This is a genomic window from Bacillus sp. 7_6_55CFAA_CT2 (assembly GCF_000238655.1).
In the GTDB taxonomy this organism is placed as follows: domain Bacteria; phylum Bacillota; class Bacilli; order Bacillales; family Bacillaceae_G; genus Bacillus_A; species Bacillus_A cereus.
The window spans coordinates 81,328-105,745 of sequence record NZ_JH414713.1; the positions used below are offsets into that span (position 1 = coordinate 81,328).

Consider the following 24,418-nt stretch of genomic DNA (forward strand, 5'->3'; position numbering starts at 1 on the left):
GTGCTCTTTTTATTTTGTAGGAATGAAGAAAACAGATATAGCTGCGATAAGACCTGCAAAGGAGAATAAGTAAAAATTCCATGCTAAGTCATATTGCATTTTCATAATAATACCGATGAGAATAGGGCCAGCAATTGCACCAACTCGGCCAAGTCCCAGTCCCCAGCCTAAGGAGGTAGCTCGGATATGTGATGGGAAGTATTGTGTTACATATGCATTTAATATTTGAGTAATACCGACCGATCCAATACCAGCAAGGCCAATTAAAAGATAAATGATTGTAACAGATGGCTTAATTGTTAATAGTCCGATACATATGGCTGCCATAAGATAAGAGATGCTAATAACAATTTTTGCGCCTATACGATCAGCAATTGCTCCAGCGAATAACGCACCAACAGCTGCGGTAATATTTAGCATAAGTAGAAAAGACAGACTAGATCCAAGAGGATATCCCGCCTGGCGCATCATCTGTGGTAACCAAGTATTTAAACCGTATATTAAAAACATTCCCATTATATAAGTGATCCAAAAAAGTAGTGTTGCTTTTATGTATTCTTTTGAGAATAAAGTAAAAAATCCATTTTTCTTTCGTATAGTAGATGGAGCTTGATGAGTTTTATTTTTTACATGAAATTCAATTTGAAAACGATTAAGAATTTGGTTCACTTCTTCTTGGCGATTACGTGATAATAAAAATTGAATGGACTCAGGTAAATAGCGAATAATGAAAGGAATGAGGAGTAGTGGAATCATTCCGATACCAAACATAATTCTCCATCCGAAATCTTCTAACATAAACATAGACAAAATAGCACCTAATACGATACCTAAAGGATAGCCAGTAAACATAAGAGCATAAATAAAAGATTGCCTTTTTTTTGGTGAATATTCAACAGTAAGTGCTGAAGCCGTTGGGATAACACCGCCTAATCCGATTCCTCCTATAAATCGAGATAATCCAAATAACTCAGGAGAAGAAGCGATAGCCGCTAAACCCATTGTGATAGAAAAAAGTGCTAAACAGCATATAAGCGTCCATTTACGCCCAATTAGATCTGTAATCGTTCCAACTAGAATAGCCCCAATAAACATCCCAAATAAAGCATAGCTTGCAATTGTACCAGCGTGCGCTGGTACAATTGCAAGCTATGCTTTTGTCTTCTAGGAGCTTTGGTAGAACGGCACCGTAAATACCTAAATCATATCCATCAGCTAAAATGGCTAGCCAACAAATAAAAACAACAAGTTTTGTAATAGAGCTTGAAAAGATAGTTTCTGTAGATTCTAGATGAGGTGGAGCTGAAGGTTGCATAATATTCACCCCTTTTAATTTGTAGATGAATATATTATTTTATTTAATGTTAATATTTCCCTCCCTGTGTCGAAATTTATCTGAAAAGATTTTATAACAAATAAAGAAGTTCAACCGTAATTCTGTTGAACTTCTTTATTTGTTTACTCATTATCAACTCGTTTTAACGGTTGATCTGCTGGGCCTTCAAGAACGTCTCCCTCAATTGAAAAACGAGAACCATGGCAAGGGCAATCCCAAGTACAATCACCATTATTCCATTCAACTTCACAGCCGAGATGTGTACAAGTTGTATCGACGATATGTAATTTTCCTTCTTTGTCCTTATAAGCACCTGCTCGTTTACCGTTAACATGTACGACAGATCCTTCACCAACTTCGAGATCTTCTGGCTTACGTAATGCGGTTTCAATCTTACCTTCAATTAAATGTTTCGCAACATCAATGTTTTGGGAGAGGAACGTTTTTATATCTGGATTTGCATGGAAGCGTGATGGTGCATACAGTTCTTTATAGGGACTGTGGACTTTTAGGATGGAGTCCTTCAGTAGGTGAGCGGCAGCAGTTCCAGTTGTCATGCCCCATTTGCGATATCCAGTTGCAACAAAGATATTTGGATTTCTTTCGTTAATATGTCCGATATAAGGAAGCTTATCTAGAGTGATTAAATCTTGTGCTGACCATCTATAAGGAACTTCGTCTATTCCAAAAGTTGCTTCAGCAAAAGAATAAAGTGCTTCGTAATGAAGCATCGTATTTATTCCTTGTCCTGTTTTATGACTCTCTCCGCCAATCAAAATTAATTTTTCTCCATTGTTTGTTATATAGCGTAAGGAGCGCTTTGGATCATCAATACTTAAATACATGCCACCTGGATAATCCGTTTTTGCTTTTATTGCAAGAGCGTAGGAGCGTTCTGCGTACATTCGCGTAAAGAAAAAGCTATTTGCATCATAAAAAGGAAAATGTGAACAAGAGACGACATATTCACAAGTGATATGATGGCCCTCTTTTGTAATTATTTGTGGATGATCTCCCTTTTCCACATCCATAGCTGTTGTTTGTTCGTAGAGCTTTCCGCCCATCTCCACAAACTTTTCTAAAAGTGTTTTTAAATAAAGAAGGGGATGGAATTGTGCTTGATTTTTCATTATAAGCGCAGATTGTACTGGAATAGGAATCGATAGAGATTGAACATAGTCACAAGGTATATTTAATTTTTGATAAGCTTCATATTCTTTCGATAAATTTCTTAATCCGTTATCGGTAGTTGTATATAAATATGAATCTTCATTTGAGAAATTACAGTCGATTTTATATGTTTGAACAGTTTCATTTATGAATTGTAGAGCCTGATTATTTGATTCATAGTAAAGCCCGGCCTTTTCTACACCGAAATGGTTTATTAATTCATCATAAATAAGATCATGTTGTGCTGTTACTTTCGCTGTTGTATGCCCAGTCGTTCCGTTTAAAATACGACCAGAATCAATTAAAACAACATCGATGCCTTCTTTTGCAAGTAAATAGGCAGTAGTAATACCTGTAATACCAGCACCGATAATAGCAACTTTTGTCTTTATATTTTCGGATAAACGAGGGAAAGTAGGAAGCTGAGTAGATTCAATCCAATAAGATAGCGGCAGTTGTGGAAATGTATCACTTGTCATTGCGGAAACCTCCTGATTTTAGAACAATTTTCCTTTTAATATTTCCATATTATATGAAATTTATGTGTGTTGTTTTAGAAGTAGTCTATTTTTATTAAAAGAGGTTATAAATTATTTTAATATAATTAATTAGGTGGGGCATTATGAAGTAGTGGGATTTATATAAAACTAAATTCAAGTGATTCTGTTTGTTGATTACATAGGGAGTTATTGAATGAGATAGAGTCTATGGCTTTTAAGAAAATGTCTATATATAGTGGGTAAATCCTTATGGAATCTATACATTTTCTTTAGTGAAATAAAGTATGATTATAAAAATATAACCACCTTTTATTACTAGGTCATAAAAGGTGTTGACAATATAGAAATTCTATTGTTATGATTCATCATGTGGAAAGGTTGATAGAGAGTAAAAAGAGAAATGTTTTTCATTGATAATAAAAGCGAAAAATAAGTGACGATAGAGTGAGTATATTTTCCTTATAATAGATGCTTTTTGGATCATCTAGTAAAATCAATCTGGAAGCAAGAATTGATATATGTAAGTTGCGCAAGGCGCGGCATAAGAAAGGAGCAAAAGGATGAAGGAGCTTCATACGTTTGGGTGGTATGCAGCACGTGTATCACCACATTTGCCGAAAAAAGCATTTAAACCAGTGCCTACTCGTTTATTTGGTGGACTGGCTTATTTGCTTGTGGCATTGGCGGGGTTAATATCGATTGGTGTATTTGAATTGAATGTGTGGGCGAATCTAGGAATTGCGATTGTTCTTGGATTATGTTTTGCTTCACTTGGATTTTTAGGGCATGAAATTTTACATGGAACTGTTGTAAGAAAGGCATGGCTTCGTGACTTCTTAGGCGCGATTGCATTTATGCCATTATCAACAGGGCCAAAGCTTTGGAGAAAGTGGCATAATGCAACGCATCATGTTCATACACAGCATGAAGAGAATGATCCGGATGCATGGCCGACACTTGAGAAACTTAAGAAGAGTAAGTTTTTGAGTTGGGTATATCGTATGCCTTTACATGTACGTTCATTCTTTAGTTTTCTGTCACTAACAATTCAATTTACATTGCATTCGACTCGAATGTTCTTTCATTTTATAAAAGAGTTCAAGTCATCCAATCAAAAATCTGTATGGCTTCAACTTCTTTTGCCTTGGACAGTTTGGATTAGTTTATTGTTTATTATGGGACCTGGAAAATGGTTATTTGCATATGTCATTCCGTTGTTAATTGCTAACTTTATTGTAATGGCATATATCGCAACAAATCACCGCTTAAATCCAATTGTTCCAGTAAATGATCCGTTAGCAAACTGTTTGTCAGTAACAGTGCCGCGCTGGGTAGACGTTTTACATTTCAATTTCTCATATCATACAGAACATCATCTGTTTCCTGCTATGAGTTCTAAATACTATCCGTTAGTAAAAGAGAAGATTAAAGAAATGTGGCCGGAACGCTATCATGAGATGCCGATGACAAAAGCTTTGGCAGCGCTATGGAATACACCACGTGTGTATTATCAAGGAAGTGAATTAGTGGATCCGCATAGAGAGCATTTCTATGGTTCTTTAGGAAATGGACTAGATCCTCATAATATTTCATATCGTGAGGAACATATAGAGGAAGAAAAGAGTATTAAAAAAGTAAATCAGTAAAAATTAATATATTTTTGCAATGAAAAAGCAAGCCATCTCAGGCTTGCTTTTTCTTATAAAGAAACTTCCTTTTTGTTCTTTTTATGGAATTGGACGGAGTTAGTTTCTTTTCGTTGTAGTCGTTTTTCTAAGAGATTAACAAAATAAGTAAATAGAAGAACAAGTACGAGATAGTATACACCAACGATTATGTAAGTATCTAATTGTTGGAAGTTACCTGCTGCAATTGATAAACCTGATCCCCATAACTCGGACAGTCCTACGTAAGCGACAAGTGAAGAGTCTTTTAATCCGATAATAAATTGGTTTCCTAGAGGAGGAAGAGACAGACGAAATGCTTGTGGTAATATAATCCGGCGCATAGCTAAAGGGTAAGGCATACCTAAGGAGCGAGCGGCTTCCAATTGTCCCCGGTCGACGGATTGAATGGATCCTCGGAAAATTTCCGTAATATATGCACCGTTATGAATTGCTAAAGCGATTGCTCCTGCCCAAAAAGGGGAGAAAACAATGACAGATGTAATGCCAAAATAGAGAATTGCGATTTGAACGATTAAAGGTGTACCACGAATAATAGCAATATAGATATGAGCAATGCTATTTAAAACTTTGTTATTCGAGATCCGAAAGAAAGCAAATAATAATCCAATTAATGAACCGAGTACTAGGGAGGTTAATGTTAATTGTAATGTGACAATAGTAGCTTTTAAGAGTGTGGGATAGGTAGAGATAAAAATTTCAAACATGCGTTTCACCTCATATTGTATAGATTTTAGTAGAGAATGAAATGCCCCACATAAAATGAACATTTAATCAGTGGGGCACTGTTTATGAATCTTTTGAATGGCTAACTTACTTCGTTTTTTCCTCTTCACCGAGAATATTACGCCCGAACCATTTTTTACTGATCTTTTCATACGTACCATCTTTAATGATTTCATCTAACGCTTTATTTACTTTCTCAACCATTTCTTTATCATCTTTGCGAATAGCAATTCCCATTTCATCAAGATTTAATGGTTTTCCGGCTTCTTTTATATTTGATTTTCCTTCTTTTATCATACGTAGACCAACCATTTGATCCGTAATTACTGCGTCAACACGCCCAGGCTCTAAATCCATAAGAGCAGTAATATCGCTGTCATATTCAGTGATTTGATCTGTATATTTTGCAACAAGATTTTTAAAGGTACTAGCTTTTACAACACCAATTTTCTTACCTTTTAAATCTTCTGGAGAAGAGATAGCGTTATTCTTTTTAGCTACAAAAATTTGGGCGCCAGAGCGATAGTACGGATTTGAGAAACTAACAGCTTTTAAGCGCTCCTCTGTAATTGCCATACTACCCAGTATTACATCATATTTCTTCGCTTGAAGACCTTGAATCAGCGTTTCCCATGGGTTTGTAACTGGCGTAGCCTTCATGTTCATCTTTTTAGCAAGAGCTTCACCGATTTCTACATCAAAACCGACAAGTTTGCCGTCATTTTCTTTATAGTTAAAAGGTTTGTATAATCCACTCATCGCATAGCGAAATTCTTTTTCACCATTTGTTGAAGTAGTAGAGCTTTCTTTGCTACAAGCTCCTAGTATGAAAGATGTACATAGTGTAATGCTAGCAACAATGGTTAATAGTTTTCTTTTCATAAAACCCCTCCTATATATTGATCATACGGATGGTTTTTTAGTATGTTATTGAAATATTTTATTTGGATGATTAGTTGTGCACCGTATGAATGTATTGTTTTTCGTTCGAAACAAAAGTTACATTATAAAACGTTGCGTAAAAATTGTTTTGCCCGTTCATGTGATGGAGCTGAAAAGAATTGTGCTGGCGGAGCATCTTCTACAATCTTTCCATCATCCATAAAGATGACGCGATCAGCTACATCTCTTGCGAAATTCATTTCATGAGTAACAATAACCATTGTCATCCCTTCTTCAGCAAGTTCTTTCATAACTTGCAATACTTCTCCAACAAGTTCAGGGTCTAAAGCTGAGGTAGGCTCATCAAATAGCATAATCTTAGGGCTCATTGCAAGAGCTCGTGCAATGGCAATGCGCTGTTTTTGACCACCTGAAAGAAGATGAGGAGTTACATCCGCTTTATCTTGAAGGCCGACTTTTTGGAGAAGTTGAGTTCCAATATCCTTTGCATTTGCTTTCTCTAATTTTTTTACGTGAATAGGTGCTTCTATGATGTTTTCTAGTGAGGTCATATGAGGAAAGAGGTTAAAGTGCTGAAAAACCATACCGACATTTTCACGGACTTTATTTAAATTTGAATGCTTTGGATCAATTCGCTCACCTTGTAAGTGAATTTCGCCTTCATCGTACATTTCTAAAAAGTTAAGACAGCGAAGTAATGTACTTTTACCAGAACCACTGGCACCAATTAAAACAACAACTTCTTTTTCTTTTACTTCTAAATCAATTCCTTTTAACACATCAAGTGAACCGAATGATTTTACTAGATTTCGAACTTGAATCATACAAAACCCCCAGTTAAAAATATATTTTACAAATGTTGCCCCTTATTTCTGTTATTAGTCATAAATTGTCAGAATCCTTTATTTTTTTCGTGCAATTTGATATTCAAAGAAATAATATTTTTAAAATCCCTATATCCTTCTATAATGAAAATATGGATAATAATATATAGGTAGTATTTATATTGCTTATAAAAAGGGGGAAAGGGAAGATGGAAAAAGAAAGGAAAACATTTTCTTTTGGATTACGTACACAACTTATGCTATTCACTACAGTTTTAGCTTTCATTACATATTCAACAAGTATCTTTTTTATTTACGTGATATACGATTATTTTCAAAGTTATGTAAGTCAAACTGTATATAATATTATCGTTATGTTATTAGGGGTAGTATGGTCTGGAATTTTAGCATATGGAGCAGCCGTATTTTTAATTAAACCGCTTCGCAAGTTAGAAGAGGCGGCAAGAAAAGCAGCTGAGGGTGATATTCGTGAAGATGTTCCATTACCGAAGACAGATGATGAAATTAAATCTTTAAGTGTTGCATTTAATATGATGTTAGGAAACTTAAGGGGCATGGTAAAAAATATTGATACAACATTTTCGTATACAAATAATCAAGTACAGCAGATTAGAAAACAAACAGGCGAAGCAACGAGACAAGCGCAAGGTGTATCAGAGACACTTGCAGAAATTTCTTCAGGCGCTGAGCAATCAGCGGCATCAATTCAAGCAATTGTTTCTGCTGTTGATACAACGACTTCTATTGCAAGTGAAGTAGAAGAAAAAGCGAAGCAGTCTGATACATTGTCTTCAGAAATGGTTGAAGCTTTAGGGCATAGTACTCGTGTCTTTACGTCTTTAATTCAAGGTATTCAAACATTGGCAAAAGAAAATGAAGATTCAATGCAAAATGTACAGAAGTTAGAAGAACGAATGAAACAAGTAGAACATATTGTGTCTGTTGTGAGTGCGATTGCTAGCCAAACGAATTTATTAGCACTAAATGCTTCTATTGAGGCAGCTCGCGCAGGAGAGCATGGAAGAGGCTTTGCGGTTGTTGCGGAAGAAGTACGGAAACTTGCTGATGAAAGTGATCATTCTGCAAGAAACATATCGCAGTTATTACGGAATATGCAAGATGAAGTACAACAAGTTGCAATGAAAATGACAGAACAAGTGAAAATAGCTAAAGAAGAGGCGAAACGTGGGGAAGCTACGGAATTAATTTTAAAAGAAATGTCATCAAGTGTTATGGAAGTAGCCGATGCAACTCAGCAAATTAGTAGTTATATGAATGAACAAGTGAGCCACATTCATCAAACAGGAGCACAAACAAAAGCTGTAGCAGCAATTGCTGAAGAAACGTCAGCTGGTTCGCAAGAAGTGGCGCGTGTGACGCTACAACAGTCTAAAAATATGATAGTAATCGATCAATTATTAAAGGATTTAGAGAAGCAAGCAACTGATTTGAAACAAACAATTGAACGATTTTCAATGTAAAAGGAAGAACAGAATGCTGTTCTTCTCTTTTTTATTTAGCTTGATTTAATATTTACAGTTAAACTATGAACGTTTCCGCAACATTCTTTTCTGTCCCTTTCGGATGAAAATTATAGCGAGCTATAATATTAAAAGGGGTGTCTTTTATGAAAAAAGAAAAAAGACAACGGTTAATTAAACAATTTGTAAAGGAGTATGAAATAGATAAGCAAGAAAGATTAGTAGAATTGTTAGCAAAAAAAGATGTATTAGTAACACAAGCTACGGTTTCTCGCGATATTCGTGAGTTAAACTTAACGAAGGTACCTTCTCAAGAAGGATTAATGATATATAAAGTTTTCTCAGAAGAGCATGTACAAACTGATATAAAGTTAAAGAAAAAATTACGAGAAGTGGTTGTGAAAATTGATTGTGTAGATCAATTAATGGTTATTAAAACATTACCTGGTAATGCACATGTTATTGGTGTTTTATTTGATGAGTTAGATTGGAAAGAAAAAATAGGATGTATATGCGGAAATGATACATGCCTTATAATTTCACAGTCGAAATCAGATAGGGAGATTATAGAAGAAAGATTAAATTTAATTATTTAGATGCAAAAATCCTGTTTTTAATAAAATTAAAAACAGGATTTTTGTTTAAATACGGAAGTTAAATATTCAACATATATGCGTAATATATGTATTTTTTATTGAGAAAGCGAGATAGTTTGTTATAAAAATACATATTCGTATGATTTTAAAAAAATAACTTGTTTAATATTTCACAATGATAATGTGGATACTTTCACAAAGATGAAAGTGCAGAGCATTTATTATGTACTTGTAAGACATCAAACATATTTAAAAGGAGGTACAACAAATGAAACATCCGATACATGTTACTTCAGAAATTGGGGAATTACAAACGGTTTTATTAAAACGACCGGGTAAAGAAGTGGAAAACTTGACGCCAGATTATTTGCAGCAATTATTATTTGACGATATTCCATACTTACCAATTATTCAAAAAGAGCATGATTATTTTGCACAAACGTTACGCAATCGGGGTGTTGAAGTTCTTTATTTAGAAAAACTAGCCGCTGAGGCGTTAGTAGATAAAAAACTTCGAGAAGAATTTGTTGATCGTATTTTAAAAGAAGGACAGGCCGACGTAAATGTTGCACATCAAACTTTAAAAGAATATTTACTTTCCTTTTCAAATGAAGAATTAATTCAAAAAATTATGGGCGGTGTACGGAAAAACGAAATTGAAACAAGTAAGAAGACACATTTATATGAATTAATGGAAGATCACTATCCGTTTTACTTAGATCCAATGCCTAATTTATATTTTACTCGTGATCCAGCAGCTAGCGTGGGCGATGGCTTAACGATAAATAAGATGAGAGAACCAGCGCGTAGACGTGAATCATTATTCATGGAGTACATCATTAAATATCATCCAAGATTTGCAAAACATAATGTACCAATCTGGTTAGATCGTGATTATAAATTTCCAATTGAAGGTGGCGACGAGCTAATTTTAAATGAAGAAACAATTGCGATTGGAGTATCTGCTCGTACTTCAGCTAAAGCAATTGAACGTTTAGCTAAAAATCTCTTTAGCCGACAAAATAAAATTAAGAAAGTGTTAGCAATAGAAATTCCAAAATGTCGAGCATTTATGCATTTAGATACAGTATTTACAATGGTTGATTATGACAAGTTTACAATTCACCCAGCCATTCAAGGGCCAAAAGGGAATATGAATATTTATATTTTAGAAAAAGGATCAGATGAGGAAACTCTTAAAATTACACATCGTACTTCTTTAATGGAAGCATTAAAAGAGGTATTAGGCTTAAGTGAATTAGTTCTTATTCCATGTGGAGGAGGAGATGTAATTGCTTCTGCTCGTGAACAATGGAATGATGGCTCGAACACATTAGCAATCGCGCCAGGTGTAGTTGTTACATATGATCGCAACTATGTATCTAATACGTTATTACGGGAACACGGTATAGAAGTGATTGAGGTGCTAAGTTCGGAATTATCTCGTGGTCGTGGGGGTCCACGTTGCATGAGTATGCCAATTGTTCGTAAAGATATTTAGTATAAATAACGGAGAAAGTAGGGATGAATTATGTTAATGACTAGACCAAATTTAAAAGGAAGAAGCTTTCTAGCAGAAAAAGATTTTACACAAGAAGAATTATTATATTTTCTAGATTTGGCAGCAGAATTAAAAGAGAAAAAGAAAAATGGTATTCCGCATCATTATTTAGAAGGTAAAAATGTAGCGCTCTTATTTGAAAAAACTTCTACTCGTACACGTTGTGCATTTACAGTAGCATGTACAGATTTAGGAGCAAATCCTGAATATTTAGGGAAAGGTGATATTCAACTTGGGAAAAAAGAATCTGTAGAGGATACAGCAAAAGTGTTAGGGCGTATGTTTGACGGAATTGAGTTTCGTGGATTTAATCATGAAACCGTAGAATCTTTAGCACAAAATTCTGGTGTGCCGGTTTGGAATGGATTAACAGATATGTGGCATCCAACACAAACACTAGCAGATTTATTAACAATTAGAGAACATATAGGGAAATTGAAAAGTGTGAAGCTCGTTTACGTTGGCGATGGACGAAATAATGTTGCTAATAGCTTACTAGTTGGTGGAGCAATCGTTGGAATGGATGTACGTATTTGTACACCGGAATCTTTATGGCCTGCACAAGAAGTAATTGATTTAGCAAAAAAATATAATGAACAGGTAATGATAACAAGTAATGTGGAAGAAGCTGTTGCGAATGCAGATGTAATTTATACAGATGTATGGGTGTCTATGGGGGAAGAAGAAAAATTTGCTGAACGTGTCGAGTTATTGAAACCTTATCAAGTAAATATGAAAATGATTAAAGCAACAGGGAATGAAAACGTGATTTTCTTACATTGTTTACCTGCATTTCATGATGTTGAAACGATGTATGGCGAAGAAGTTTATGAGAAATATGGGTTGAAAGAAATGGAGGTAACTGACGAAGTATTCCGCAGTAAACATTCAAAAGTATTTGATCAAGCTGAAAATAGAATGCATACAATTAAAGCGGTTATGGCAGCTACTTTAGGAAACATGGAGTAAAGAAGAAAGGGAGTCTTCCTTTCTTCTTTCTCCTCCTTTAGACACTATCATTCACTATTGCTTTTGTATTGTTATTGCAATTTAAGAGAGGTGAGTGGAATGGGTGAAGATAAGAAATTAGGGTTGTTTACACTAACGGCTCTTGTAGTTGGGTCTATGATTGGCGGTGGAGCCTTTAATTTAGCGAGTGATATGGCAAAAGGTGCTGGTGCTGGAGCCATTATTATTGGCTGGGTTATAACAGGAATTGGGATGATTGCACTTGGATTATCTTTTCAAAATCTAACTGTAAAACGGCCAGATTTAGATGGTGGTATTTTTAGCTATGCAAAAGCAGGATTTGGTAATTTTATGGGGTTTAATAGTGCGTGGGGATACTGGCTATCTGCTTGGCTTGGAAATGTAGCTTACGGTACATTATTGTTTTCTTCATTAGGATATTTCTTCCCAATCTTTGAAGGCGGGCAAAATGTAGCGTCCATTATTGGTGCAAGCGTATTATTATGGTGTGTTCACATGTTAATTTTACGTGGAGTTCAATCAGCAGCACTTGTGAATTTAGTAACTACAATCGCAAAATTAGTACCTGTATTTGTATTTATTGTCATAGGAATCTTCGCGTTTCATATTGATACGTTCTTAGATGGATTTTGGGGGCAAACTGGTTCTTTTTCATGGGGAGCAGTTGGCAGCCAAGTTAAAAGTACAATGCTTGTAACTTTATGGGTATTTATTGGGGTAGAAGGGGCTGTTGTTTTATCCAGTCGAGCAAAAAATAGAAGTGATGTAGGGAAAGCAACCGTTATTGGCTTAATTGGTACACTCATCATTTACATTTTAATCACATTATTGTCTCTTGGACTTATGCAGCAAGCAGATATTGCAGGTTTGAAAAATCCGGCTATGGCTTATTTATTTGAAAGTGTTGTTGGAAAATGGGGTGCTATCTTTATTAATTTAGGTTTGGTCATCTCTGTATTAGGTGCTTGGTTAGGTTGGACTTTGCTCGCTTCTGAAATTCCATATTTAGCGGCTAAAGATGGAGTATTTCCAAAATGGTTCGCAAAAGAAAATAAAAATAAGGCTCCAGTAAATTCATTATGGATAACAAATGGTTTAATACAAATGTTCTTGTTAACATTCGTCGTTTCTGATCAGGCGTATAACTTTGCATTCTCTTTAGCATCTTCAGCTATTTTAATCCCATATGCTTTTTCAGCGTTTTATCAACTGAAGCATAGCTTAAAGTCTGAAGAAGCAGATCGAAATAAAAATATAATAATTGGCTTGATAGCAAGTATTTATGGCGTGTGGCTAGTTTATGCAGCTGGTTTAGAGTATTTATTATTAACAATGACTTTATATGCGCCAGGTATTTTTATTTTTTACAATGTTCAAAAGCAAAAGAGTTCGAAGCAAATATTTACTCGAGTGGAATTAGCATCATCCGTAGCAATTGGTGCTTTAGCATTCTTTGCGATTTATGGATTAATTACAGGCAGTATTACTTTATAAAGCGCTGTGAAAGCGAAATCAACTGGAGGGCTGGAATATGGCACGAAGAAAAATTGTAGTTGCACTAGGGGGAAATGCGATACAGTCTGGAGAAGCTACTGCGGGAGCGCAGCAAGAAGCGTTGGAAAAAACGGCAGAACAACTTGTGAAAATAATGGAAAATGATGTGGATATAGTAATTGCGCATGGAAATGGCCCACAAGTGGGGAATATTTTATTACAGCAAAAAGCTGCAGAAACGGAAAAGACACCTGCAATGCCATTAGATACTTGTGGGGCAATGAGCCAAGGAATGATTGGATATTGGATGGAAAATGCGATTGAAAAGGCATTGAAAAAACGGAATATAAAAAAAGACGTAGCAACGGTTATAACACGCGTTGTTGTGGATAAAAAAGATGAGGCATTTAAAAATCCAACTAAACCAATCGGTCCTTTTTATACAGAAGAAGAGGCCAGAAGATTAATGGATGAAACAAAAGCAGTGTTTAAAGAAGATGCTGGTAGAGGGTGGAGACGCGTTGTTCCATCACCGAAGCCTGTAAGTATTCATGAACATAAAGTGATTAATTCTTTGGTCGAAGATGGAAATATAGTGATAGCTGTTGGCGGAGGTGGAATTCCAGTAATTGATTCCGAAGAAGGGCTAAAAGGAACTGAAGCAGTTATCGATAAAGATTTCGCTGCGCAGAAATTAGCAGAATTAGTAGATGCCGATACGCTCGTTATTTTAACTGCAGTTGATCATGTGTATGTAAATTATAATCAACCGAATCAAAAAAAATTAGAGCATGTCACAGTGAATCAATTAGAAGAATATATTGAAGAACAACAATTCGCTGCGGGAAGCATGCTTCCAAAAATTGAAGCTGCTATTAATTTTGTTAATACAAATCCAAAAAGAAAAACAATTATTACGTCTTTAGAAAAAGTATATGAAGCACTAGAAGAAAAAGCTGGTACTATTATTTCAAAACAGAATGTATGCATATATGTTTAAATTCTTATGTACGCTACTTAGTAGTAAAAAAGAATGGAGTTAGTAACTTCATTCTTTTTATTTATTAATATTTTTTGTACTCATTGTTCATAAAGTTTTCATGATGAAATCTGAATATGTAAGTTAATTATGATAAAATTCAAATTGAATACGCTTTCTTGATTTTTCGCTCCAACATACAGCAAGAGAGAGGGAATTTTATGAATAGACGGAACGTAGTTAAGGACTTAAAGCAGTTCGAATTATTTGCTCATTTAACAGAAAAAAAATTGAAAGGCTTAACAGAGTTTGTTTATTGGCGAACTTATAAAAAAGGTCAATTTTTATTTTTAGAAGGAGATTCAAGGGAAAGAATCTACTTCATGTTAGATGGTTTTGTAAAGTTAGAGCGGGTTAATCAAAATGGGAACTTATTATACGATGACTATGTAAAGCGATATTCTATTTTTCCTTATGGTGGCATGTTTACAGACAGAGGATATAACTATACAGCAGAAGCAATGACGGATGTGGAGGTATATTATATTCCAACGGTAATCTTTGAAGATATGGTAAAATCCAGCAGAACGCAATTGATGTACGTTGTTCAGCAATTATCATCTATATTAAAATTGAACGAAAATCGAGTGCAAAATATTACAATTCCTAATGCACAAGATCGTGTTATCCAAACGTTAAATTATTTAATGCAGGATTTAGGAGAACAGAGTGGGGAAAAGATTGTAATTTCATGTCCACTTACAACAATTGAAATATCCAAAATATCTGGAACATCTCGAGAGACAGTTAGCAGCGTATTAAAACAATTAAAAAATGATAGCATTGTTACAATTTTAGATAAAAAAATTACAATACATGATCCAACATATTTTGAAGAAATTTCAATGTGAAAATTGTATATTGATTTTTTAATTCATAGTGTATATTAATAAGGTTCTTTATATATTTATAAGGAACTTTTTTACGTTATCCTCTATAAAAAGATTGTATAGTATGGTAATAATAGCTAAAATCGATAATAAAATACAAAGTGAAGGGGAGAAAGAATGATTCGTATTGAGTATGATCGATTAGTAGCTATTTGTTACAGTATAGGGGTTTTGTTATTATTAAAAATTCCAAATGATAATGAATTAATTGGGGAAAAACTATTCAATGTCTATAAGGTTCCGATACATACGTATGTTTATATGGATTATAAAGTCTCAAATATATTGATTGTTTCTTTCATACTACATGTAATTGCATTTATATTATTTTTAAAATGGCTAGGAAAAAAGGAGTCTAGTACATTTAGAAAAACGAATAAGATAAAAGTAGTAGGCATTAGTATTTTGATTGTAATGATGCCGTTTATTTTAAATACAATCCTCCAGACATTGAATAAAACATGGTACTACGCAGGAAAAACAGGGGTAGAAGCAATAGAATATAAAAAAGAAGATAGCCAGTGTAGAATGGAGAAAAATGGAGAGAATATCCAACCGAAGTGCATTGTTACTTTAAAAAATTATCGTAATCATTCACAAGCATTAAAAGTTGTTTTATACGATAATGCAAACGAGAATTCAAAAAGCTATCCAGTACCGAAACCAGTCTATTTACAAAAACATGAGACAAAGCAATTCGAATTTCAAGTTCCTGTTTCTTATAATAGAGGTATTGAAAAAGATAAAGTACCAAATATTAAATTACATTCATTGCATGAAAATGATACGAAATACAATTAATCTGTAAGTAAAAGTTTATGAGTAGGAGCAAGAATTTGAAACGATATAGAAAATCAACTTGAATCATCCAACATACTGCGAGGTAACGGTATATTGGGTGATTTTTTTATGTTATCCCCTTTTTTCACGTATGAAAAGGAGGGATACTTTGTTGGAAATGAAAAACATCACAAGGATCATACATGATTTTTACTTTACGTAATCTGTGAAAGTTAGAGCCATAATAACTAGTTTGCCAATTTTTAATGTCGATATCGGGCCAGTTCACATAGTCACCTAATGTATAAGGATCTAAGTTTTCTCGTAAACCTTTAACCCAGCATATATTTCGATTTTCTTCATCATCGCATTTCCAAGAGGTAATGTATTCTTGAGCAATAATTGCTTTACGATGAAAATAAACCGTTTCATTCGGCGAAATATTTTCAACAGCACCTATGGGCGATTGATGCCAAATACTAGCATCTTTATTTGGTGCATGAGAAAGAAAGTATTGCATGATTTGAATGCCTTTAAGGGGAATAGGTTTATAGACATAGGAACCAGAGCGCTTGAAATTTTCAGGGATGTTACCGCCATTAAAAAGTTCAACAGCCTTTATATAAGGAACTTCTTCTATAAAGAGAGAGGGGCTACCAGTTTCAAGAAGAGGTGAAGAATGAGATTTACCTTTGTGAGAAATAAATAAAGCATAAGAATAAAGAATCTACATAGAGTTCAATGAAAACAGTTGCAAACTGTTCATATTTTGTTATGATAGTGTTACGAAAACGTTTGCATAAAAATTCCGATGGGATGCAAAAGGAGAGAATGACTATGAATAAGACATGGTGGAAAGAAGCGGTTGCTTATCAAATTTATCCACGTAGCTTTATGGATTCAAATGGAGATGGTATTGGAGATTTACAAGGTATTATTGCGAAACTGGATTATTTAAAAGATTTAGGTATAGATGTAATTTGGATTTGCCCAATGTATAAGTCACCTAATGATGATAATGGTTATGACATTAGTGATTATCAAGATATTATGGATGAGTTTGGTACAATGGCAGACTTTGATGCTTTACTAGATGAAGTTCATAAGCGTGATATGAAGCTTATTATTGATTTAGTTATTAATCATACGAGTGATGAACATCCATGGTTTATTGAATCACGTTCATCTAAAGATAATCCGAAGCGTGATTGGTATATTTGGCATGATGGTAAAGATGGTGCGGAGCCAAACAACTGGGAAAGTATTTTTAATGGTTCGGCATGGGAATATGATGAAGAAACAGAACAATATTATTTACATCTATTCTCACGTAAACAACCAGATTTAAACTGGGAGAATAAAGAAGTTCGCGAAGTACTATATGATACGGTTAATTGGTGGCTTGATAAAGGTATTGATGGTTTCCGCGTTGATGCGATCAGTCATATTAAAAAAGAAGAAGGCCTCAAGGATATGCCAAATCCAAAAGAGTTAAAATATGTGCCATCTTTTGATAAACATATGAATGTGAAAGGTATTCAACCTTTATTAGAAGAGCTAAAAGAAAATACATTCTCTAAGTACGATATTATGACTGTTGGTGAAGCAAATGGTGTTAAGATTGAAGATGCTGAGCTATGGGTTGGAGAAGAGCAAGGTAAGTTCAATATGGTATTCCAATTTGAACATTTAAGTTTATGGGATGCAGAGAAGAAGAAAGACCTTGATGTTGTAGGATTGAAAAAAGTATTAACGAAATGGCAAAAAGGATTAGAAAATAAAGGATGGAACGCTTTATATATTGAGAATCACGATAAACCACGTATCGTTTCAACATGGGGAGATGATAAACAATATTGGCGTGAAAGTGCAACAGCTCTAGGGGCGATGTATTTCTTTATGCACGGTACACCGTTTATTTATCAAGGCCAAGAAATTGGTATGACAAATGTTCAGTTACCAAATATTGAAGATTACGATGATGTAGCAATTAAAAATTTATATCGCGAGAAAATTGCAGAGGGCGTACCACATCAAGATATGATGGAGATTATATGGGCTTCTTGCCGCGATAATTCACGTACACCTATGCAGTGGAATGATGAGATGAATGCTGGTTTCACAACAAGTACACCTTGGTTTAGCATGAATCCAAATTACAAAGAAATTAATGTTGAAAAGCAAAAAAATGAAGAAAAGTCTATTTTCAATTTCTATAAGAAAATGATTGCCCTGAAAAAAGAGCACGATGTACTGAACTATGGTACGTACGATTTACTTTTAGAAGACGATCCACAAATTTATGCATATACACGTACGTTACAGGATGAAAAAGTCATTGTAATTAGTAATATCTCAAAAGAGGAAGCTGTGTATAATGAGGGTTCATTTGCACTAGAACGCAAACGTTTGCTTTTAAATAACTATGAAGTTGCGGAACATGAAGAAGTAACAACAATTGCTTTAAAACCTTATGAAACAAGGGTTTATCGCATTTCATAAAAAAAGGATGCTCTTTGAGCATCTTTTTTTATGAAAAAAATAAATTTCTATTGCAAAGTGAAAACGCTTTTATTAAAATAGATTTATGAAAACGGTTGCGTAAAAAGAAAAATGATATGAGGAATCGTTTTCATAAAAGGGACAGAAATTATAATTTAAATCATTATGTTGTTATAAATAAAGGGGAGGAAGAACAGATGAAAATTACGTCTTTTGATTTTTGGCAAAAGTTCGGGAAAGCTTTATTAGTTGTTGTAGCCGTAATGCCAGCAGCTGGTTTAATGATTTCCATCGGTAAGTTAATTGGTATGTCTGCTGGGGATGTTAACGCAGTTCATACAATCGCTCGCGTAATGGAAGACATCGGTTGGGCAATCATTACAAATCTACACATCTTATTCGCAGTAGCAATTGGGGGATCTTGGGCGAAAGATCGCGCGGGTGGTGCATTTGCAGCGCTATTAGCATTCGTCTTAACAAACCGAATTACAGGAGCTATATTTGGCGTAAACGCTGAAATGTTAGCGGATTCAAAAGCGAAAGTTTCTTCAGTAATAGCGGGAGATTTAATTGTAAAAGATTACTTTACTTCTGTACTTGGTGCACCTGCATTAAACATGGGAGTGTTCGTAGGGATCATCACAGGTTTCTTAGGAGCTACTTTATATAACAAATATTATAACTATAATAAACTGCCACAGGCATTAGCATTCTTTAATGGAAAACGATTTGTACCATTCGTTGTAATTCTTTGGTCTACAGTTACTGCGATTGTATTATCACTTCTATGGCCATTCATCCAAAGTGGGTTAAATGAATTTGGTCGCTGGATTGCAGCTTCAAAAGATAGCGCACCAGTTGTTGCACCGTTTGTATATGGAACGTTAGAGCGTTTATTATTACCATTTGGTTTACACCATATGTTAACGATTCCGATGAACTATACAGAGCTAGGCGGAACATATACGATGTTAACTGGTTCAAAAGTTGGACAAGTTGTAGCAGGACAAGATCCATTATGGCTTGCATGGATTACAGATTTAAATAATTTACTAGCAAATGGAGATACGAAGGCATATAACGATTTATTAAATAACGTTGTACCAGCTCGTTTCAAAGCTGGACAAGTTATCGGCTCAACAGCAGCGTTAATGGGGATTGCATTTGCGATGTTCCGTAACGTGGATAAAGAAAAGCGTGCAAAATATAAACCAATGTTTTTATCAGCAGCATTAGCAGTATTCTTAACAGGTGTAACAGAACCAATTGAATTCATGTTCATGTTTATTGCTCCAGTATTATATGTTGTATATGCTATTACAACAGGACTTGCATTCGCGCTAGCTGATTTAATTAACTTACGTGTTCATGCATTTGGATTTATTGAGTTAATTACTCGTACACCAATGATGGTTAACGCAGGTTTAACAAGAGACTTAATCAACTTTGTTATTGTTTCATTAGTGTTCTTCGGTCTTAACTTTACACTATTTAATTTCTTAATTAAAAAATTCAATTTACCAACACCAGGGCGTGCAGGTAACTATATTGATAATGAAGATGAGGCATCAGAAGGAACAGGAAATGTAAAAGACGGTTCACTAGCAACAAAAGTTATCGATTTATTAGGTGGAAAAGAAAATATTGCTGACGTAGATGCTTGTATGACGCGCTTACGTGTAACAGTAAAAGATTTAGATGTTGTTGCACCAGAAGCACAGTGGAAACAAAATGGTGCTCTAGGGCTTATTGTAAAAGATAAAGGTGTACAAGCGGTATATGGTCCGAAAGCTGACGTATTAAAGTCAGACATTCAAGATATGTTAGGTGCGTAATAATATGAAATTGCTAACTTTAAACTGTCATTCTTGGCAAGAAGAGAATCAAATAGAAAAGATACAATACCTTGCTAAAGTAATTCAAGAAGAAGAGTACGATGTCATCGCATTGCAAGAAGTAAGTCAGTCCATACAAGCTGAAAATGTATGCGGTAACAAGAAAGAAGATAATTTTGGACTTTTACTATTAGAAGAGTTAAAAGCGCTACATGTAAAAGATTACAATATTACTTGGGATTTCTCTCATATTGGTTATGACGTGTATGAAGAAGGATTAGCGATTATAGCGAAGCATAATATTATAAAAGAAGATACGTTCTTCATTTCAGAAAACGAGGATACAACGTATTGGAAAACACGTAAAATTGTAAGTACAACAATTGCTTATAATGGTAAGGATATAACGTTTTACTCTTGCCATCTCGGTTGGTGGAATGATGAAGAAGAGTCATTCAAAGGTCAAGTTGATCGTTTGATGGAGCGTGTAGATAGCAATAAGCTCGCCTTCTTAATGGGGGATTTTAATAACAATGCTCGGTTGGAAGGCGAAGGTTATGAGTATATGATGCAAAAAGAGTTGTATGACACATATGAATTAGCAATAGAGAAGGATGAAGGAACGACTGTCCAAGGTGAGATTGCTGGTTGGGATGAAAATAAACATAATTTGCGAATCGATCTAATATTGTGTAACCAAAGTAAAAAAGTTCATTCTTCAAAAGTTATTTTTAATGGTACAAACAGAAATGTAATTTCAGATCATTTCGGTGTAGAGGTTCAATTGGATATATAATAGAAGAAATCCTCACAGAGAATAAAAGCTGTGAGGATTTTTTTTAGGAATACAAGTATTTCCAAGAGAAAATACTTGTATTTTTTATGACATTTCATATATATTTGTTATTATTGAATGTAAAACCGATTTGGTCATTTTGTATTCATACTTTGGCTCACTTCGTTATATAATGAAGTAAGTGAAAGTTAATGGGAAAAAATAGTACGTTTTTGGTTAATACACGATGTAGAAAGTGATATAATTGCAAAATGCATGTATCATTTTCTAAAGAAGGAAAAATATATAATTAGGTGATAACTTCTATGAAACAAATTTGGCGTATTTATAAGACAGATTTACGGAATGTAGCCAAGCATTGGGCTGCAATTGTTATTGTTTTAGGATTAATGATTTTACCATCGTTATATGCATGGTTTAACATTAAAGCTTCTTGGGATCCGTATGGAAATACAAAAGAGGTTCCCATTGCAGTTTCTAACCAAGATGCAGGTTCTAATTTAAGAGGGAAAGATATTAATATCGGGAAAGAGATTGTAGACTCCCTTAAGAAAAACAAAAATCTTGGCTGGAAATTTGTAGATGAAAAACAAGCAATTTACGGAGTTGAGCGTGGGGATTATTATGCAAGTATTACGATTCCAAAAGACTTCTCTGAAAAAATCGCAACTGTTCTGGATGAAAATCCGAAAAAACCAGAACTGGATTACTATGTGAATGAAAAAGTAAACGCGATTGCACCGAAGATTACAGCAAAAGGTGCATCAGGTATTACAGAAGAAATTAGTAAAAACTTTGTTAAAACAGCAAACGGTGAGATTTTTAAAATTTTCAATGACCTTGGAATCGATTTAGAAACAAACTTACCAAGTATCGAAAAAGTAAAAGATCTTGTCTTTAAGCTAGAAGCGCAGTTCCCAGAAATGAATACACTCATGGATAAGGCGTTAGATGATGCAACTCGAGCAGAAGATGTTGTGAAAGTAGCGCAAAAAGAGTTGCCGGTTGTAGAGAGTGTTATGAATGATGGGCAAGAAGCGTTAGGGAATTTAGATAAATTCTTTGCGAGAAATGATGAAACATTGAATCGCGCTCCGGGAACTATTAAAAATAATTTAACAGTAATGCAGCAGGGACTGGATGCTGCAGCGAAAATTACGGATTACTTAAAAAATCCGGCATTTGACTTTAATCTGACATTGCCAGATCCAGCTAAATTACCAGTCTTACCTAATATAACTATTCCACAAATACCAGAGATTCCAGCATTACCACAAGTGAATGGTGAAGGGTATAAAAATATTGCTAAAAATATTGATCAAACTGTAAACACTGTTTTCAATTCTACTCGTGTTGGAACGGCATATGTAAAGAGTGTTATGGATGGCCTTCAAAATAAAGGCGTGGATCCAGCTGTAGCACAGAAAAATGTGCAGGATGCTTCAAAGCTCCTCCAAGAGCGTATCGATAGTGTTTCATATTTGATTGATTTCTTTACAGCTTTCAAGGAATCAGCTTCCACGGAATTCGGTAAACAGTTCTTTGGAAACAGAGTGGAAAGTTTAACGGTGCTTAAAAATTCTATGGTGGATGCTAACAATAGGGTTAAGCATGTAGGAGATTTAATTAGTTCCGGACAAGAAGTTAAACAAGATGTGCGAGATGCTGTAAATCAAAAATTAGATGCAGTAAATAATTTAGTAAATCAAGCTGAAAAGGATTATAATGCAACGTTTGTAGCTGATTTTGAAAAAGCAGTAAGTACAGCTGAGCAACTGAAAAGTAAGGCTGAAAATGCGCAAGAAAATGCACAGCAGCTTAGAGGCAATTTAAATCAAGATATAAATAAGGCTAATGAGATATTAGACAATGGTAGAGAGAAATATGATAAAGCTGTAAATGATTACAGCAGATTAAAAACAGAGCTTGAAAAAGCAAGAGAAGACTTAAGTAACAAAGGGGTTAACGGATTAGATTCTACAAAAGTAGCCTTAAATGATTTGAATGGGCAGTTCAAAGCAAGTTGGAATTTAGTTAATGACATGATTCCAGTTCTGGAAAGTACAAATAAAGTGTTAGCTGATGTGAATAGTGATAAAAACCTTAATGGTACAATTTCTAAGTTAAATAAAGCAAAAGATGGTTTGCAAAAAGGAATGGATTTAACTGATAAAGGAATTGACGCTATTAATAAAGGTCAAAAACCAGCAGCTGATGTTATTGAAAGTATTAATCAAGTGTCTAAAAGTGTTTCGGGCCAAATTGGTGACATTTTAGCTAAATATGACTCAGAAATCACTCCAAATTTCAATGCAGCAATTGCTCGCACAAAAGAGATGTCTAAAAACACATCTCAAATTTTAAAAGAGGCAGACAAAAAGCTTCCAGATGTTAAAAAATTACTAGAAGATTCATCAAAAGGTTTAGTAGATGGTAAAAAGAAATTAGCAGACATTAAAGCTGAAATGCCAGCTACTGAGAAAAAGATTAAAGAATTAGCAGATAAAATTCGTGATTTTGAATCTGAAGAGGATTTAAAAGACATTATACGCTTATTGAAAAATGATGTTGAAAAGCAAAGTGATTACTTTGCGAATCCAGTAAATTTAAAAGAAAATAAATTATTTGCGATGCCGAACTACGGTTCAGCGATGTCACCATTCTATACAGTGCTTGCATTATGGGTAGGCGCATTATTAATGGTTTCATTATTAACGGTAGAAGTACACGAAGAGGGCGCGAATTATAAGAGCCATGAAATTTACTTCGGACGTTTATTAACATTCTTAACGATAGGTCTTTCACAAGCGTTTATCGTATCGATGGGAGATATATTCTTACTCGGTACGTACGTAGTCGATAAGTTCTGGTTTGTGTTATTTAGTTTATTTATTGGTGGAGTCTTCGTTTGTATCGTATACTCACTCGTTTCTATTTTCGGAAACGTTGGGAAATCGATGGCGATCATTTTACTTGTACTACAAGTAGCAGGATCGGGCGGAACATTCCCAATCCAAATGACACCAGCGTTCTTCCAAGCGATTTATCCGTTCTTACCATTCACATACGCAATTAGCGCAATTCGTGAAACAGTTGGCGGAATGCTTTGGGATATCGTAACGCGAGATTTACTTGTGTTAAGTGCTTTCGTAGTAGTTATGATCGTTGCTGCGTTATTACTGAAAACACCAATTAACAAATCAAGTGAAAAATTTGTTGAGAATGCAAAAGGAAGTAAAATCATTCACTAAAATAAAAGGTTCCTACCGATAGAGGTAGGAACCTTTTT

The 24,418-nt window shown here is 34.6% G+C and carries 16 protein-coding genes and 4 pseudogenes; 14 read left to right on the forward strand and 6 right to left on the reverse strand.

The window, feature by feature from the left end; translation table 11 throughout:
- Window positions 1-9: 9 nt before the first annotated feature.
- Together HMPREF1014_RS25055 and HMPREF1014_RS25060 are read right to left on the reverse strand one after the other, a co-directional pair.
- Window positions 10-1,315, reverse strand: a pseudogene (locus tag HMPREF1014_RS25055) (MFS transporter).
- Window positions 1,316-1,458: 143 nt separating this feature from the next.
- Window positions 1,459-2,985, reverse strand: a complete 1,527-nt coding sequence (locus HMPREF1014_RS25060; protein ID WP_000199992.1) for an FAD-dependent oxidoreductase — start codon at window positions 2,983-2,985, stop codon at window positions 1,459-1,461.
- A 581-nt stretch (window positions 2,986-3,566) separates the two neighbouring features.
- Here HMPREF1014_RS25060 and desB point away from each other — a divergent pair.
- The gene (gene desB, locus HMPREF1014_RS25065; RefSeq protein ID WP_000661226.1) at window positions 3,567-4,652 is read left to right on the forward strand and encodes a Delta(10) desaturase DesB; all 1,086 of its coding nucleotides are present in this window, start codon (window positions 3,567-3,569) and stop codon (window positions 4,650-4,652) included.
- 53 nt (window positions 4,653-4,705) lie between these two features.
- Here the strand turns inward: desB and HMPREF1014_RS25070 are convergent, their stop codons facing one another.
- The 3 genes from HMPREF1014_RS25070 to HMPREF1014_RS25080 all read right to left on the reverse strand — a co-directional run bounded on the left by HMPREF1014_RS25070 (window position 4,706) and on the right by HMPREF1014_RS25080 (window position 7,144).
- Window positions 4,706-5,461 (reverse strand): amino acid ABC transporter permease, encoded by a 756-nt coding sequence (locus tag HMPREF1014_RS25070; protein ID WP_002004337.1) that lies wholly within the window; start codon window positions 5,459-5,461, stop codon window positions 4,706-4,708.
- 43 nt (window positions 5,462-5,504) lie between these two features.
- Window positions 5,505-6,299: an ABC transporter substrate-binding protein gene (locus HMPREF1014_RS25075; protein ID WP_000823768.1), complete on the reverse strand. Its 795-nt coding sequence runs from the start codon at window positions 6,297-6,299 to the stop codon at window positions 5,505-5,507.
- 122 nt (window positions 6,300-6,421) lie between these two features.
- Window positions 6,422-7,144 (reverse strand): amino acid ABC transporter ATP-binding protein, encoded by a 723-nt coding sequence (locus HMPREF1014_RS25080; RefSeq protein ID WP_000616925.1) that lies wholly within the window; start codon window positions 7,142-7,144, stop codon window positions 6,422-6,424.
- A gap of 374 nt (window positions 7,145-7,518) precedes the next feature.
- Here HMPREF1014_RS25080 and HMPREF1014_RS32670 point away from each other — a divergent pair.
- The 9 genes and pseudogenes from HMPREF1014_RS32670 to HMPREF1014_RS25120 form a co-directional block, all read left to right on the forward strand.
- Window positions 7,519-7,704 (forward strand): annotated as a pseudogene (locus tag HMPREF1014_RS32670) (HAMP domain-containing protein); the annotation flags it as partial.
- Window positions 7,705-8,073: 369 nt separating this feature from the next.
- Window positions 8,074-8,646, forward strand: a pseudogene (locus HMPREF1014_RS32675) (methyl-accepting chemotaxis protein); the annotation flags it as partial.
- 146 nt (window positions 8,647-8,792) lie between these two features.
- A complete protein-coding gene (gene argR / locus HMPREF1014_RS25090) occupies window positions 8,793-9,242 on the forward strand; it encodes an arginine repressor (protein ID WP_000711827.1) in 450 nt (149 codons plus the stop codon).
- Window positions 9,243-9,510: 268 nt separating this feature from the next.
- A complete protein-coding gene (gene arcA / locus HMPREF1014_RS25095) occupies window positions 9,511-10,743 on the forward strand; it encodes an arginine deiminase (protein WP_000682331.1) in 1,233 nt (410 codons plus the stop codon).
- A gap of 30 nt (window positions 10,744-10,773) precedes the next feature.
- Complete coding sequence (argF, locus tag HMPREF1014_RS25100) at window positions 10,774-11,772, forward strand: ornithine carbamoyltransferase (protein ID WP_000930292.1); 999 nt, start codon at window positions 10,774-10,776, stop codon at window positions 11,770-11,772.
- A 99-nt stretch (window positions 11,773-11,871) separates the two neighbouring features.
- Window positions 11,872-13,287, forward strand: a complete 1,416-nt coding sequence (gene arcD, locus HMPREF1014_RS25105; protein WP_000503399.1) for an arginine-ornithine antiporter — start codon at window positions 11,872-11,874, stop codon at window positions 13,285-13,287.
- A gap of 37 nt (window positions 13,288-13,324) precedes the next feature.
- Window positions 13,325-14,287 (forward strand): carbamate kinase, encoded by a 963-nt coding sequence (gene arcC, locus HMPREF1014_RS25110; protein WP_000113947.1) that lies wholly within the window; start codon window positions 13,325-13,327, stop codon window positions 14,285-14,287.
- A gap of 200 nt (window positions 14,288-14,487) precedes the next feature.
- Window positions 14,488-15,177 carry a Crp/Fnr family transcriptional regulator gene (locus HMPREF1014_RS25115; protein ID WP_001081905.1) on the forward strand — a complete coding sequence of 230 codons (690 nt, stop codon included), beginning with the start codon at window positions 14,488-14,490 and terminating at the stop codon, window positions 15,175-15,177.
- A gap of 156 nt (window positions 15,178-15,333) precedes the next feature.
- On the forward strand, window positions 15,334-16,017 hold the full coding sequence (locus HMPREF1014_RS25120) for a hypothetical protein (protein WP_000619194.1): 684 nt from the start codon (window positions 15,334-15,336) through the stop codon (window positions 16,015-16,017).
- 124 nt (window positions 16,018-16,141) lie between these two features.
- On the opposite strand, the pseudogene HMPREF1014_RS25125 reads toward HMPREF1014_RS25120, so the two are convergent.
- Window positions 16,142-16,678: pseudogene (locus HMPREF1014_RS25125) on the reverse strand (BBE domain-containing protein); the annotation flags it as partial.
- A 155-nt stretch (window positions 16,679-16,833) separates the two neighbouring features.
- Here HMPREF1014_RS25125 and HMPREF1014_RS25130 point away from each other — a divergent pair.
- The 4 genes from HMPREF1014_RS25130 to HMPREF1014_RS25145 all read left to right on the forward strand — a co-directional run bounded on the left by HMPREF1014_RS25130 (window position 16,834) and on the right by HMPREF1014_RS25145 (window position 24,380).
- Window positions 16,834-18,498 carry a glycoside hydrolase family 13 protein gene (locus tag HMPREF1014_RS25130; protein ID WP_001044703.1) on the forward strand — a complete coding sequence of 555 codons (1,665 nt, stop codon included), beginning with the start codon at window positions 16,834-16,836 and terminating at the stop codon, window positions 18,496-18,498.
- A 197-nt stretch (window positions 18,499-18,695) separates the two neighbouring features.
- Entirely contained in the window at window positions 18,696-20,333 is a 1,638-nt protein-coding gene (locus HMPREF1014_RS25135; RefSeq protein ID WP_000705559.1) for a PTS transporter subunit IIBC, read from the forward strand.
- Between the two features lie 4 nt (window positions 20,334-20,337).
- Window positions 20,338-21,129, forward strand: a complete 792-nt coding sequence (locus HMPREF1014_RS25140) for an endonuclease/exonuclease/phosphatase family protein (protein ID WP_000771982.1) — start codon at window positions 20,338-20,340, stop codon at window positions 21,127-21,129.
- A gap of 305 nt (window positions 21,130-21,434) precedes the next feature.
- Window positions 21,435-24,380, forward strand: a complete 2,946-nt coding sequence (locus HMPREF1014_RS25145; RefSeq protein ID WP_000810090.1) for a YhgE/Pip domain-containing protein — start codon at window positions 21,435-21,437, stop codon at window positions 24,378-24,380.
- The last annotated feature ends 38 nt before the right edge of the window (window positions 24,381-24,418 follow it).